This is a genomic window from Sphingobacterium sp. BIGb0165 (genome assembly GCF_024810095.1).
Classification (GTDB): Bacteria; Bacteroidota; Bacteroidia; order Sphingobacteriales; family Sphingobacteriaceae; genus Sphingobacterium; species Sphingobacterium detergens.
Map to the genome: position 1 here is coordinate 253,513 of NZ_JANUEB010000004.1, position 14,921 is coordinate 268,433.

A 14,921-nucleotide genomic window follows, 5' to 3' on the forward strand; every position below is an offset into this window, starting at 1 on the left:
TATGCCTTTATTTAGGTGAATTGAAAATAATTTGTATTTAGACTGATTATTGATTTGTTTTGTAATCAAATACAATTGGCATACAAGAAAACAAGAAACAAAATCTTGTGTGGTTCTAATGGAGTTAACAGAAAGAGATGCGTAGAATTTACTTAATTATGCTCTGTTGTTTGCTACATCTTGGAGGATGGGCAAGTGTACAGCAACGGATTATTACATTGAACAGTTCACTGACAGAAACAATTTACGGGCTCGGGATAGGGGATCGTGTGATTGCGACAGATGTGACCAGTATATCACCAAAGGCTGCGGCGGCATTGCCAAGGGTAAGCAAAAACCGTTCTGTTTCGGCTGAAGGTTTATTGTCGTTTAAGCCTACACTTGTTCTGGCAAATGAGGGCGATGTGGCCAATGCCGTAATTCAGCAGATCCGAGCAGCTGGCGTAAAGTTTATTGCAGTCAAACCAGATTATTCTGCCGCTGGAGCTTTGCGCTATATTCAGGAAGTCGCTAATGGTGTCGGTGAACCTGCTTCGGGAAAAGCCCTGGTATCGCGTACAAAAATAAGCCTGGATCATACCTTGGAGCTGGTAAAAAAAGAAAATAAAGGTAAGGCGGTGCCGAAAGTGCTGTTTTTGTATGCACGCGGAACAGGAACAATGAGTGTTGCAGGAAAGGGTAGTAGCTTGGATGCGATGATCAATTTAGCTGGTGGAAAGAACGCTATACAGGAGTTTTCGGACTTTAAGCCCTATACGACAGAGGCATTAGTTCAGGCCAATCCAGATATAATATTATTGTTTGATTTTGGTGCGAGTAGCCTGGGAGGGGAGGAAGCTATTCTTAAATTGCCAGGGATGCGAATTACCAATGCGGGTAAAAACGACCGTATATTGGTAATGAATGCCTCCTTGCTCGTTAACTTCAGTAATCGGCTGCCTGATGCGATCTTGGAACTGCACCGTGGATTTGGAAAAGTAATGGATTCAAAATAGATCAGGTGCAGAAGAAACAAACGTTAATATTGCTGGCTTTGAGCCTGATATTATTTATTACTTGTATTGTCGCATTAGGTTTAGGTGCTTATCATATACCGGCAGGAGATATTTTATCCATGCTCATGCAGAAGCTGCATCTGTCTACAGCATCAGATCAGGATAGCATGCAGACCAATGTTTTATTTGAGATCCGCATGCCACGCTTGTTATTGGGGTTGTTGGTCGGTGCCGCCTTAGGTATTTCAGGTGCTGCCATTCAAGGGATTTTTCGAAACCCGCTTGCAGAACCCGGACTAATCGGTATTTCTTCTGGTGCCTCCTTGTTTGCGGTATTGATTATTGCATTTGAAACGCTCTTGCTGACTTCACTTTCAGCATGGATAGGTTATTATATTTTGGCTTTTGGTGCTTTTGTAGGAGCCGGATTAACCGCCTTTTTGGTATATCGTATTGCCAGTAAAAATGGTCGCCCCAATGTGACTACGATGCTGTTGGCGGGAATAGCCATTAATGCATTTGCGGGTGCACTTACAGGTTTGATGACTTACATGTCTACAGAACAGCAGCTCCGCACCATTACGTTTTGGATGCTGGGCAGCTTGGGCGGTGCAACCTGGGATAATTTATTAGCTGTAGGCCCATTTATATGTATTTCCTTGTTTATTCTTCCATTTTTTGGAAAATCTTTGAATGCATTTGCGCTGGGCGAACTTCAAGCGGATTTATTGGGGATGCGTAGTGATCGCGTAAAAAGATGGGTGGTCATCTTATCGACTTTGGCCGTTGGGGCCTCAGTGGCTGTATCGGGAATTATAGGTTTTGTAGGACTTATTGTTCCGCATACCGTACGCCTGATGGGTGGACCGGATCACCGCTTTGTGCTTCCAGGCTCACTGCTCTTAGGGGCTCTGGTGCTGACACTGGCAGATGTTATCGCCCGCGTATCGGTAGCACCGATAGAATTGCCTATTGGTGTGATTACTGCCCTATTAGGGACACCTATATTTTTGTATATTTTAATCAAGGATAAATAGTCTTCGTTCGGATGTCTAAATAATATTGTCTTATGTTGCGTGTAGAGAAAATCAACTATGAGCTGAAAGGCCGAAAACTACTGAAAGATATCACCTTTCAGGTGCGTAAAGGTGAGATTTTGGCTGTACTTGGTGCCAATGGGGCCGGAAAGTCCACCTTGATGGGGGTATTATGTGGGGAGAAAAAACCTGATTCTGGGCAGATCCATTTCAATGGAAAGCTACTATCTGCGTATGATGCAGCAGCATTATCCAAATGCAGGGCGCTGTTAAGTCAGCAGCAACAGATGACATTGAGTTTTAAGGTGGAAGAGATTGTTTTAATGGGCAGATACCCCCATTATAGAAATACGCCCACAGCGCACGACTATAAGGTGGTGGCCGAGACGATGGAACTCTGTGGTGTAACCGCTTTTGCCGATCGGGATTTTCTGAGCCTCTCAGGAGGGGAACAACAACGGGTTCATCTTGCCCGTGTCTTAGCACAGATATGGGATAATCCGGATGCCCTTTTATTATTGGATGAACCTATCTCTGCCTTAGACTTACATTATCAGCAAAAAGTGCTTGCTATAGCCAGAGCACTGGCCCGTAAAGGATTTATGGTTATTTTGGTTGTCCATGATGTTAATTTTGCAGCGATGTATGCCGACCGGATCCTGATGCTTAAACATGGACGTAAACTCTTTCATGGAACGCCAGTGGAGGTTTTAGCACAGAAGGAAATCTACACCATTTTTTCGGTTGAATCCAATGTGATCATGAATCCACGTACATTAAAACCTTATGTACAATTGGAGGAGATGGAGATTGATCTAGAGTAGATCTAATGGCTTCTATTTTTTTATGTCTTACAAAAAAATTATTTAGATAGATTATAAATAATTTTTAATTACCGCTCTAATTTGTTAATTTTAATTGCTTCGGGCTTATTTGGATTGAAATCATGTTGGTGAAAAGTAAAATAGTTGAGTTGGCTGATTGGCTTTTTGAAGAAGAAATACCAGATGGCTATGTGCCAGACAAGCCTTTGGTTGAAAATAAAATCACAATCCATACGGAGCCCGTTCACATGGAGAATTTTCAGCTCTCTACATCGGGCTTATTTATATTGCATTCGAAAATGCAATTTGATCGGCCTGTTCAAATATTGACCGAGATCGAAGGGGAGACCATTACCAGTCAATTTATATTTTTTAAACCGGCGGCCAGTAAATTGCCCTATGGGATGAGTAGGCATAATATCCGATATATTCCTTCTGTTAAATCGGTTCATCAAGTAGAACCCGGTATTGAGTATACGTATTTTATTGCTGTTATATCCAAGGAATATTACCTGAATCTTATTAAGCGGGATTCGTTATTGCACCAGCAGTTTGTGCATGAAATCGAAAAAGGAGAATATACTTCGTTTTCAGAAGAAGATCTGATGGCAACCTATGAGATGCAGCATACTATCGCAGAACTTATTGAATCCAAGAAAAAAGGTGAGATACGAAGGCTTCATACCGAATCTCGTATTGTTGAGTTGCTGATGTATCAATTTGAGCAGTACAACGAGAAAAGTGAACAGGTTGTTTCTTTATTCCACGAAGAAGATGTACAACGTCTAGAAATGGCGCGGCAGATTCTCGAACAGCGTATTGCCAATCCGCCGACACAAAAAGAACTGGCGGCAGAGGTATTGACAAGTGAAAGTAAGTTGCGAAAGGATTTTAAGGAATATTTTTCGGTGACCATCCATGATTATTTAACGAGAATCCGCATGGAAAAGGCTAAAAGTTACCTATTGGATGATAAGATGACAGTTTATGAGGTTGCTTTGTTGACCGGATATGGCCATCAGAATAACTTTAGTAGCGCCTTTAAAAAATACTATGGAATTTCCCCAGGTGAACTTAAAATGTAACTAGCTATTCTTTAGTGGGAGGATTATTTCTTCGTGCAAAGCATAGCAATCGTATTCTTCTGACATTTTTCGGCTATCCAGTCCCGTAAACTTGCTAAATGCAGGTAGAATAATCTGTTGCGCTGAAACCCAAAAACAGGGCAGACGGAGATGCTTGTTCGGTGGAAGCTTGATACTGACACCCGGATGAATATGTCCACTGATGGTGAAAACCGAACGATCTATTGCCGGTTCGTGTACAAAGTGGATTTGCTCCATTTCGAATTTGTCGTGATGATAGATTATATTAATCTGCTTAGCTAATTTTTCCACCTGTCTATCATGGTTGCCTATCACCAAATGAAAATTTAGATTGCCATGTTTCTGTTTAAATTCTTCCAGTAGAAGGACTTCCTGATTGATGCCCGCATGAATAAGATCACCGACAACCAAAATGTTTTCTGCTCGGTAGTAATCAATTAAAGAAGCTAGTCTTTGCAGGTCGAGGCTAGATATATCTGAGGGAATCGGAATTCCATTTTTACGGAAATGCGCAGCTTTACCAAGATGAAGATCAGATAGAATGAGGGTGTTCTGCTTCGGACAAAAGATAGTACGTTGATTATTAAGGATAAGTTTTTGTTTATTGAATGTAATGTGCTGTTCCTGTATATTCATTTTCTTCGTCCACGTTTTGATTTATTTGCATGCTCCATGCGTTGAATTCGCTCGATCAACGCTTCACTAGAAAGGGACTGACGTAAACTGTCCACTTTGATCGGAAAACTTAGTGGTGTATATTCCTCTACAAAGGTATAGATGATTTGGCTATTGTTTATTCTTTCAAATGCTTTTATCAGACGGTATTCTTCGAGTTGTTGATTGAACACTTCGGTGAAAGCCTGTTTTAATAATAGATTGTCAGGATCATGATCCATCAAAACACGAAATATAATTCCGGAGGAGGCTTGTAAGGATTTGTTGTTTTGTTGTGTTCCGGGATAGTTTTGTATCACCAATCCGGAAATTACAGCAATATCGCGAAATTTACGGCTCGCCATTTCCGCGGAGTTGATGCTACTGATCACATCCTGCATAAGATTTTCCCGACTCAAGATCTCTGTTAATTGCGTTTGGTCCAAGTTGATTTCTTGGTCGGAATAGAGTTCAAAACCATAGTCGTTCATGGCCATGGAGAAGCTAATGGGATAACGTTTGCTGATGCGGTAAGCGATCAAGGCGGCCATGACTTCATGGATCAATCGACCCTCCAGTGGATAGAAAAACAGATGATTCCCCTCGTTGGTCTTGATGTGTTCGACAAGAAATTCTGATTCATTAGGCACAGCCGAAAGGCTTTGCTGCTTCTGGATCAACGGTGCTAGGAAGCGTAGTTCTTTTTCGGCGTTGTCGGGGTTTATTGCTTCCGCAAGTTTTTTACGGAGAAAATGGCTCAGATTGGAAGATAGGGGCAGTCTGCCTCCCAACCAGCTTGGTGTGATGGCCTTACCGGATGAATTCTTGACAAATACGGTCATATCCTTGACCATAACAAGTTCAAGAATGCGGCCAGCGAGGTTAAATCGTTCACCTTTCTTCAATTTGCTGATAAAATATTCTTCAATCATACCGATATATCCACCGGATAGGAATTTTACGCGCATCATGGCATCGCCAACAATGGCGCCGATATTCAGCCGATGAAGAAGGGCGATGCGTCTATTTTTTATTATCCAGTTACCATCGCTGTCTTGTACAACTTTGTGAAATTCCTCATAGCGCTTGCCGATTTTGCCACCTGCGGTGATAAAGTACATACACCACTGCCATTCCTCATCTTCCATGTAGTTGAAGGCATGGGTCCGGGCAACGATCTGATGGAGTTCTGTTGATTGGAAGCCGCCCCCGAGAGCAATAGTAACCATAAATTGCACCAACACATCAAAACTTTGGACCATGGGGTCGCGGTTTTCTATCGTTTGGGTTTTGACAGCTTCCTTTAATGCGGCCACTTCAATGAGCTCCAATGAATGTGTCGGGACAAAGTAGATGATCGATGTTTCAAAAGGGCTGTGTCCACTTCTTCCGGCACGTTGCATAAATCTGGCGACACCTTTGCTTGATCCGATTTGAATTACGGTATCGACAGGCTTAAAATCTACGCCCAGATCAAGTGATGAAGTGGATACCACTGCTTTTAGCTTTCCACTGCTCAAATTGTCTTCGATCCATTCGCGGATGTGAGCATCTACCGAGCTGTGATGCAATGCAATCTGTCCGGCAAAATCTGGATGTGCTTGCAGCAATAGCTGATACCACAGTTCACCTTGACTACGGGTATTGGTGAAAAGGATGGTGCTTTTGCTTTGCAGTATAATAGGGACGACCTGATTCACGAGATTGCCACCAAGATGGCCTGCCCAGGGAAGGAGTTCTACTTTATCTGGATAGATCGATTTGATAGCAATTTTCTTTTTCTCCTTTGCGACAATCTGTACGCTCTTTTTTTCTCCTGGCAACAGTACATCCATTGCTTGGTCCAGATTGCCTATGGTAGCGGTGATGCCCCAGATCTGGAGATTTTTATGTTGGTGTTTTAAGTATGATAATGCCAGTTCTACCATGACACCACGTTTATTTCCAATAAGTTCGTGCCATTCATCTACAGTAATGCAGCGGATATTCTTGAAATATTTGTCACGTTGTTTTTGGGCGAGCAATAGATGAAGGCTTTCAGGAGTTACCAAAAGAATATCAGGCATTGCTTTGGTCTGTTGCACTCTGATCTTTGGATCAGTGTCCCCATTACGCACCTGTACAACCCAATCTAATCCGATATCATCTATAGCGGTCTGCATTGCTTTGGCCAAATCCTTTGCCAGAGAGCGCAAAGGCGTGACCCAAAGTAACTTTAATCCTTTTTGGTAGCGTTCAGGATGATTCATGTAGTCGATCAAGACAGCCATAAATACCGAAAATGTCTTACCAAATCCTGTAGGAGCAATCACCATTCCGCTGTATCCCAGCATGTACCGATCCCAGGTCCTAACCTGGAAGCCAAAAGGGGTATTACCCAAGGATTCAAAATAGCGATTGACGATCTTGAATCCTTCACTATGTATTATCTTCTGACTCAATTTATGTTATTAATTTTTTAATGTTTTCCAATGTATCTATATCTGCTGCCTTTTTGTCCCTACGCCAACGCAAAATTCGTGGAAAACGCAAAGCTACACCAGATTTGTGACGTTTACTGTAACCTATTCCTTCAAAGGCAATTTCAAATACCAGCTCGGGTTTGACAGTTCTTACTGGCCCGAATTTCTCCAGCGCGTTTTGCCGAATATAGCGGCTAACCTCAAGTATTTCTTTATCTGTAAGGCCTGAATATGCTTTTGCGATACTTACTAAATGATCACCATCTTTAACTGCGAAGGTATAGTCGGTATAATGCGCACTTCTTCGTCCACTGCCTTTCTGCGCATATATCAACACCGCATCTATGGTCATGGGGTTGACTTTCCATTTCCACCAACCACCTTTTTTTCGGCCAACATAATATACGGAGTCTTTCTTTTTAAGCATAATACCTTCACTGTTTAGCTCACGCGATGCAAGTTGTAAGATCCGTAGATCGGCCCAATTTTCGCAAGGAATAAGTGGAGACAATAGTATCGTAGGACCAACATTGCATTGGTACAACTGTTCCAATAATTTGCGCCTTTCTTGCAGTGGCTCAGATCTGAGGTCTCTACCATCCAATTCCAATAGGTCATAAAGGTATACAACAATGGGGACTTCTTCACGTAAAGTCTTGGAAATTAGCTTACGATTGATCCTTTTTTGTAGTTCATTAAAATTCAATATTTGACCGTCTTTTGCAGCCAAGATTTCGCCATCTAGAACAAAACTTCCTTTCCATTTTTTGAGCGCATCCGTAATCTCGGGGAACTGTATGGTGACAAGTTCCTCGCCTCTTGACCAAATAAAGATTTCGTCGCCTCGTTTGATCAGCTGTCCCCGTATACCGTCCCATTTGTATTCGCATTGCCATTCTGTAATTGCACCGAGTTCTTCCACTTCTTTTTCAATGGGGTAAGCCAGACAGAAGGGATAAGGTTTTGAAAGGTTTGTATTGCTATATTCACCTCGGACGAGTTTGTCAAATGCGTAGTCATGAGGATTCCATTCACCCATAATACTATGGGTGACAATGCTTGGTTCGATCTGGAAATGTGTCGCAATCGTATTTATTAGCCCTTTGGAAGAAACCCCTAAGCGAAAGCTGCCGCCTAGCAATTTATTGAAAATAAAACGCTCAATGGTGTTCAACCTATTCCAGGAAGCGAGCACAAATGCTTTTTTTTCTGCCATTGAAAGATTTGCCAACTGCAGGATGTCTTCCATCCATTCACTGAGACTTTTGTTTATTTTTTCAGATGCGGGGGGCAGTAATAGCGCTAAGGTTTCAGAGAGATCACCGACAGCGGCATAACATTCTACAAACAACCATTCTGGGATATTGGTAATTTCCAGTACCCAAGTTTTAAGTTCTTTGGTGGAAATTGGACGCCTTGGCCTTTTGCCAGTCATTAAGGCTAGAAACCAAAGTTTGTCTTTCTCCGGTGCAAAGGTTAGAAAGCGTATAATAGCTTCTTTTTTTAAGCTGGCTTTATTGGTGCTATCCAGCGCATTGACCAATGTTGCAAATTCTATCATACGCTTAACTCTTCCCCGTAATTTGTGTTAACCTCTTCCGCCTCAACGCCTATTTCATTTAGGTATTTGCTGAATGAGGCCGTCTGTCCATGGGTTACATACACTTTTTCGGCTCCACTTTCCTTCACCGCTTGCAACAATCCGTTCCAGTCTGCATGATCACTGATGGCGAAACCGGCATCTGCGCTGCGCCACCTCCGGGCGCCGCGAATTTGCATCCAGCCGGAACAGATCGCATAGGCAACATGTGGTATCTTTTGAAGCAACTTCGTGTCGAGCAATGCTGGAGGCAGTAATACAATCTTGCCATCTAAGTGTTTCATATCTGTGGTAGGGTCGATAATTTGATAAGACGGTAAATTTATACCAGCATCACTATAGGCTATATTTAATTTGGCGATACTGTAATGTACATATATTTCGCCCATATCCTTTACTGCGTTTAGTATCCTTTGGGACTTGCCTAATGAATAACCGATAAATACGGATGTCTTTTTGTATCCCTGGTTGTGCATGATCCATGCATTCAAGCGTTGATTTTGCATTTCAACACTTTCCCAGCGATAAATAGGCAGACCAAAGGTACTTTCAGTAATTAGCTCATGACATTTTACGGGTTCAAATGGGGTGGAGAGGCCATCATCCTGGAGCTTGTAATCTCCAGTAAAGACCGTCACTTTTCCTTTATATTCCATTCGTATTTGCGCTGATCCAATGATATGCCCAGCAGGATGTAAAGAAATTTTTACACCGTTGATGTAGATAGATTGGTTGTAAGCTAAGCCTTCCACCTGGATATCGGGGCCAATACGACTTTTCAATATACCAACTGTAAAATGGTGACAGAGATATTTTTTCATACCTGGACGCGCATGATCTGCATGTCCATGTGTAATGATGGCAAGATCAACTGCTTGCCATGGATCCAGGTAAAATTTGCCTGGGATACAATAAATGCCTTTTGATGTGAATTGAATCATATTGAATCCTTGTTTTTGACAACATAACTTCTGTCTATAGCATGTTATGTATTCAAACAGGGAGCAATAAGTTAAAGTTTTGTTTATTTTTTAGTGAAAGTCAATCCTAGTATTTAAATTGCGGATGTAATGAAATTTTTTGCCTGAAATGATTCTCGGGTGGATTCGGTTAATTTTTTTACATTTGTTTACTTTGATTCTTAGTTTTAGCTCTCTATGATATTAATAGTCGATGACAACCCCGATAATATTTATTCGTTACAAAAGTTATTAGAATCCAAAAATTTTAAAGTCGATACCGCCCAGTCTGGCGAAGAAGCTTTAAAGAAGATTTTAAAATATAATTATGCTTTAATCATATTGGATGTGCAGATGCCCGATATGGATGGTTTTGAAGTTGCCGAGAACATTGCTGGATTCAGTAAGACCAAGGAGACGCCTATTATATTCTTGTCTGCCGTCAATACAGATAAACGCTTTATTACAAAGGGGTATGATTCTGGAGGTTTGGACTATGTAACCAAACCTGTTGATCCGGATATCCTGATGCTAAAAGTCAAGACATTCTACCGGCTATATGAGCAGACACAAGCGTTAAAAGATATCCAGCAGACCTTAGAGAGGGAGGTAGAGGGGCGAAAGCAGGCACAAAAAGAGCTTCGTTCGAAAGTGGATTATTTGCATACTTTGCTGGAATCATTGCCCCAAATTGCGTTTACCTGTGACCATCGTGGGAATATCGGCTTTGTAAATGGTCGTTGGTTTCAATTTTCAGACAATGAACATACATTCCCGCAGACACATCCTGATGACAGACCGATTGCTACCGAGTTGCAAGAAAGTCTTGAATCCGGTAAACCTCTGGAAATGGAGGTACGGGTCAAAAAGCGGGATGAATCGGGGTATTCTTACCAATTATTAAGGGTTTGGCCGATTTTGGAGAACGGTGAAAATAATTGGGTAGGAACCTTTACTGATATAGATGCCCAGAAAAAAGCCGAGAAAGAAAAGGATGAATTTTTAAGTATTGCCAGTCACGAACTCAAGACTCCGCTGACGAGTATTAAAGCTTACATGCAGTTGCTTGACCGAAAGCTAAAACTTGACAAAGGTTGTGCTGAGGCAAAATATGTCAACAGAGTTCAGGATCAGGTAGAAAAACTCAATAGTCTGATTACCGATTTGCTCGATTTATCAAAAATTGACAATGGCAAATTAGGTATCAATAAAAAAGTCTTTTCGCTCGAACGTATGGTTCAGAACGCCATTGATTCCATCGTGCAGACCCATGATCAGAGCAATATGGAATTATATCGGCAAGGAGATATTTCAGACTTAATGATATATGGTGATGAGATACGACTTGAGCAGGTTCTGGTTAATTTTTTAACCAATGCTTATAAATACGCGGCTGGAACAGAGAAGGTAATCGTTGATTGTGAAGTTATGGTGGACTTTGTCAAAGTGAGTGTGATAGATTTCGGAATCGGAATACCCGAAAGCAAACAGCCTGAAGTTTTCGATAAGTTTTACCGCGTAGAAGAAACTTCGTTTGATTTTCAGGGCCTGGGAATAGGCCTTTATATTTGTTCGGAAATTATACGTAGCCACCAAGGTACAATTGCCGTCGAAAGTTCAGCCGGTAATGGAGCCACTTTTTATTTTACAATACCATTAAATCTGCCTACAGATGCCAAATAAAACACTGAATAACTTATCTATAGGAATTGGCTTGTCCTTATTTGTACTGTTGGTGAGTTCCACAGCCTCCTATCTAGGGATTAAAGAGCAGAATAAACACCGCCAGGAGTTGACCGCTACCCGGAAAATAATCAGTTTATCAAATATTATACTGAACTCTTTACAAGGAGCTGAAACGGGAAACAGGGGCTATTTGCTCACCGGGAAGGAGAATTACCTGGAACCTTTTAATATAGCTTTGGCGAGTTTGCCAGTTGAATTGAAAGAAATAAAAGAACTCACCGAAGTAGATTCAGCGCAAAAGATTCGCGTAGATAGTTTATTTACAGCGGCTCAGCAAAGGTTAACAGTACTAAAGGAGTCGGTGGATATTAAAAGGAAAGGTGGGACTGTCAGTCTGGAGCATCTGGATGAGAGTAAATCGGCCATGGATAAGTGCCGTAATATTATTAAGGATATTATTCATTATGAAGATGCCGATATCGATCAGAAATCTACCAATTTAGACAACTCTTCTTTTATAACGACCTTATTTATCGTTATCAGTGCTTTACTATCTTTGATTATTACAGCATACTTTTATTTTCGGCTGAGGGCTGACTTTCTTAAACGTTTAACACTGGAAAAATCGCTGGTGGAAAAGGATGAAGGAATTGCACGCAGACTAAATCTGGTTCAACAAATCACCAATCGTATTGCTACTGGAGATTACAATGTAAAAGCAGAAGATATCGAGGATGATGATCTCGGTGCGATCGCAAAATCTGTGAATCGGATGTCAAAATCCTTGAAAAAATCGTTTGATCAGCTTAAAGATAATGACTGGTTACATATGGGATATGCTGATCTCTATACGGGATTGGTCGGCAACAAAACCGAAAGATTACTCACAACAGATGCAATAAAAGGACTAGTAAATTATATTGGCGCTATCACAGGAGCGATATATATATTCAATGACGAAAAGCTTGAACGATCGGGATGCTACGGATTGGATCCGAAAACACAGCTCTATTTCCTTCCGGGTGAAGGCTATGTGGGACAAGTATTCGTCGATAAGGAATTAAAAGTAGTCAATAATATCCGTACAGCGGATTATCTGGTCAGTTTTGCCAGTGGCAAAATCAATGTACCACATCTTATTTTTGTACCTATCATATCGGCGGATCAAGTATTGGGTGTTTTGGAGATTGGACATGGTCAGCTGTTTACAGAAATGGAAGTAACCTTCCTAACCGAATGTGCCAGACAACTTGGTATCGCTATAGCATCTGCAAAAGGTCGTGCCAAAATCCAGACACTTTTGGAGGAAACACAGGTCCAATCGGAGGAATTATTGTCACAGCATGCTGAACTTGAGAACCTAAATACGGAATTGGAGGCCCAGACCTTGCGCTTACAGTCATCGGAAGAGGAACTGAAGGTACAACATGAAGAATTGATGCAATCAAACCAGGAGTTAGAGGAACGTTCAAGATTGTTGGAGGATAAAAATCTATTGATTGCCGAACGGAATCAGGAAATTCAACAGAAGGCGGAAGAACTTGCGTTGAGTACAAAATATAAGTCGGAATTTTTGGCAAATATGTCTCATGAACTGCGTACACCGCTAAACTCTATTCTGCTACTTTCTCGCCTGTTATCCGAAAATAATGAACAGAATCTGAGTTCGGACCAGATCGAATCGGCTAAAGTGATCCAGAGTTCCGGAACAAGTCTATTAACATTAATAGACGAGATATTGGATCTTTCAAAGATTGAATCTGGTAAAATGACTTTGGAATATGCGAGCCTAAATTTAAATGATATTTCCGCAGATCTGAATAATTTATTCTTGCCAATGGTCAATGAGAAAGGCTTGGTCTTCACGATCAATATTGATCCCAAGGTCAACCAACGTTTTCAGGGAGATCGGCTTAGAATAGATCAAGTATTGCGTAATCTGATCTCTAATGCGATTAAGTTTACAGCGGCTGGCGAAGTAAGATTGGATATTTATGAGGACAGTGCAGCTAAAGATACACTTGTTTTTGCGGTTGTAGACTCCGGTATTGGGATACCATTAGAGAAACAAAAGATAATTTTTGAAGCTTTTCAGCAAGCAGATGGCTCAACGCGGAGGAAATTTGGTGGTACAGGATTAGGCTTATCGATCAGCAGGGAGATTGCCCGCTTGCTTGGAGGGGAAATCAGGTTAGTGAGTGAGGAAGGGAAAGGTAGTACGTTTTTATTTATCATTCCAAATCATCAAGTGGAACTTGATGAAGTTCGCTCAAAGGAGCAACAGCTCGTAGAAGAGATCCATTCTGAAATTGAGGAGGTACGTGAGCTTGTCATGGACGATGCCTACAATCCTGCGACAATACGTATACCTGAAGAGCTACCTGATGATCGGAATCATATTACCGAAGGAGATAAGGTTATTCTGATTGTCGAAGATGATGTCAATTTTGCGAAAGCGCTGTTGAAATATGCACATAGCCAGCACTACAAAGGTGTTGTCGTGGTACGGGGAGATCATGCGCTACCAGCGGCCAAGAAGTACCATCCGCAGGCTGTGTTATTGGATATTCAGTTACCCATCATGGATGGCTGGGCTGTGATGGATGAATTAAAAGGGGCTAAGGAGACACGGCATATTCCTGTACATATCATGTCTTCGCTTGAAGTGAAGAAGGAAAGTCTGCTCAAAGGTGCGATTGATTTTATCAATAAACCCGTAGCGCTAGAGCAGATGACATCTGTGTTCCAGAAAATTGAATCCGCATTGAGTAGGTCCCCGAAAAAGGTTCTTATTGTCGAAGAAAATCCTAAACATGCTAGTGCATTGGCTTATTTTTTAAGTAGTTTTAATATTTCACTTGAAGTAAAGGATAATGTTATAGATAGCATCAATGCGCTGGGAACTGCTGAGGTAGACTGCGTAATCTTGGATATGGGGGTGCCTGATGAAATGGGCTACAATACGCTGGAAGCCATCAAACAGCATGAAGGACTTGAAAATCTACCTATAATCATATTTACGGGCAAAAATCTATCGAAATCTGAGGAGCTGAAAATTAAAAAATATGCAGACTCTGTCGTTGTCAAAACTGCGCATTCCTATCAGCGTATCCTTGATGAGGTTGGCTTATTTCTGCATTTGATTGAAATTAACAATTCAGATGATGTGAGACGGAAAAACAATGGCTTGGGGGCTTTGACCGATGTGCTGAAAGGGAAAAAAGTATTAGTGGCCGATGATGATGTTCGCAATATATTTTCGATGACAAAGGCATTGGAAAAATTTCAGGTGCAAGTCATTCCGGCAATGGATGGTAAGGAAGCCCTAGAAGTGCTGAACTCAGGTGAGACTATTGATATTGTGCTGATGGATATGATGATGCCTGAAATGGATGGATATGAAACGATCAAGAATATTAGACAGACACCTCCATTTGCAACATTGCCTATCATTGCGGTTACGGCCAAATCTATGATTGGCGATCGGGAAAAATGTATACAAGCGGGAGCTTCAGACTATATTTCAAAACCTGTTGATATAGATCAGCTTCTCTCATTGTTGCGGGTATGGTTGTACGAGAATTAATGGAGACGGTTT

Annotated in this window: 10 protein-coding genes; 6 read left to right on the top strand and 4 right to left on the bottom strand. The window is 41.4% G+C overall.

Translation table 11 applies throughout. The features are described from left to right. Window positions 1–137 precede the first annotated feature (137 nt). From M2408_RS10450 to M2408_RS10465, 4 genes are all read left to right on the top strand, one after another. Window positions 138–995, top strand: a complete 858-nt coding sequence (locus M2408_RS10450) for a hemin ABC transporter substrate-binding protein (protein ID WP_259181516.1) — start codon at window positions 138–140, stop codon at window positions 993–995. Between the two features lie 5 nt (window positions 996–1,000). Next, window positions 1,001–2,032, top strand: coding sequence for an iron ABC transporter permease (locus tag M2408_RS10455; RefSeq protein WP_259181518.1), 1,032 nt, complete (start codon window positions 1,001–1,003; stop codon window positions 2,030–2,032). A 32-nt stretch (window positions 2,033–2,064) separates the two neighbouring features. Next, window positions 2,065–2,856 carry a heme ABC transporter ATP-binding protein gene (locus M2408_RS10460; RefSeq protein ID WP_120257341.1) on the top strand — a complete coding sequence of 264 codons (792 nt, stop codon included), beginning with the start codon at window positions 2,065–2,067 and terminating at the stop codon, window positions 2,854–2,856. A 122-nt stretch (window positions 2,857–2,978) separates the two neighbouring features. Then, window positions 2,979–3,941 carry an AraC family transcriptional regulator gene (locus tag M2408_RS10465; protein WP_120257342.1) on the top strand — a complete coding sequence of 321 codons (963 nt, stop codon included), beginning with the start codon at window positions 2,979–2,981 and terminating at the stop codon, window positions 3,939–3,941. Here the strand turns inward: M2408_RS10465 and pdeM are convergent, their stop codons facing one another. Genes pdeM through M2408_RS10485 form a run of 4 tightly spaced genes read right to left on the bottom strand, consistent with a single transcriptional unit; the run spans window position 3,942 to window position 9,619 of the window. Continuing rightward, entirely contained in the window at window positions 3,942–4,598 is a 657-nt protein-coding gene (gene pdeM / locus M2408_RS10470; RefSeq protein WP_259181521.1) for a ligase-associated DNA damage response endonuclease PdeM, read from the bottom strand. It abuts the gene before it with no gap. Continuing rightward, on the bottom strand, window positions 4,595–7,057 hold the full coding sequence (locus M2408_RS10475) for a ligase-associated DNA damage response DEXH box helicase (RefSeq protein ID WP_259181523.1): 2,463 nt from the start codon (window positions 7,055–7,057) through the stop codon (window positions 4,595–4,597). The genes pdeM and M2408_RS10475 overlap by 4 nt, the downstream gene beginning before the upstream one ends. Before the next feature lies 1 nt (window position 7,058). After that, window positions 7,059–8,639, bottom strand: a complete 1,581-nt coding sequence (locus tag M2408_RS10480) for an ATP-dependent DNA ligase (protein WP_259181525.1) — start codon at window positions 8,637–8,639, stop codon at window positions 7,059–7,061. After that, window positions 8,636–9,619: a ligase-associated DNA damage response exonuclease gene (locus tag M2408_RS10485; RefSeq protein ID WP_259181527.1), complete on the bottom strand. Its 984-nt coding sequence runs from the start codon at window positions 9,617–9,619 to the stop codon at window positions 8,636–8,638. The genes M2408_RS10480 and M2408_RS10485 overlap by 4 nt, the downstream gene beginning before the upstream one ends. A gap of 216 nt (window positions 9,620–9,835) precedes the next feature. On the opposite strand from M2408_RS10485, the gene M2408_RS10490 reads away from it, so the two are divergent. Both M2408_RS10490 and M2408_RS10495 read left to right on the top strand, forming a co-directional pair. Beyond that, window positions 9,836–11,320, top strand: coding sequence for an ATP-binding protein (locus M2408_RS10490; protein ID WP_259181528.1), 1,485 nt, complete (start codon window positions 9,836–9,838; stop codon window positions 11,318–11,320). Further along, complete coding sequence (locus tag M2408_RS10495; protein ID WP_259181530.1) at window positions 11,310–14,909, top strand: response regulator; 3,600 nt, start codon at window positions 11,310–11,312, stop codon at window positions 14,907–14,909. Before M2408_RS10490 ends, M2408_RS10495 begins: the two co-directional genes overlap by 11 nt. Window positions 14,910–14,921 lie beyond the last annotated feature (12 nt).

What these genes read in the sequence shown, in the direction of transcription:
- M2408_RS10450 (WP_259181516.1), top strand. Translation starts at nt 138, where the DNA reads ATGCGTAGAATTTACTTAATTATGCTCTGTTGTTTGCTACATCTTGGA.
- M2408_RS10460 (WP_120257341.1), top strand. Translation starts at nt 2,065, where the DNA reads ATGTTGCGTGTAGAGAAAATCAACTATGAGCTGAAAGGCCGAAAACTA.
- M2408_RS10465 (WP_120257342.1), top strand. Translation starts at nt 2,979, where the DNA reads ATGTTGGTGAAAAGTAAAATAGTTGAGTTGGCTGATTGGCTTTTTGAA.
- pdeM (WP_259181521.1), bottom strand. Translation starts at nt 4,598, where the DNA reads ATGAATATACAGGAACAGCACATTACATTCAATAAACAAAAACTTATC.
- M2408_RS10480 (WP_259181525.1), bottom strand. Translation starts at nt 8,639, where the DNA reads ATGATAGAATTTGCAACATTGGTCAATGCGCTGGATAGCACCAATAAA.
- M2408_RS10485 (WP_259181527.1), bottom strand. Translation starts at nt 9,619, where the DNA reads ATGATTCAATTCACATCAAAAGGCATTTATTGTATCCCAGGCAAATTT.
- M2408_RS10490 (WP_259181528.1), top strand. Translation starts at nt 9,836, where the DNA reads ATGATATTAATAGTCGATGACAACCCCGATAATATTTATTCGTTACAA.
- M2408_RS10495 (WP_259181530.1), top strand. Translation starts at nt 11,310, where the DNA reads ATGCCAAATAAAACACTGAATAACTTATCTATAGGAATTGGCTTGTCC.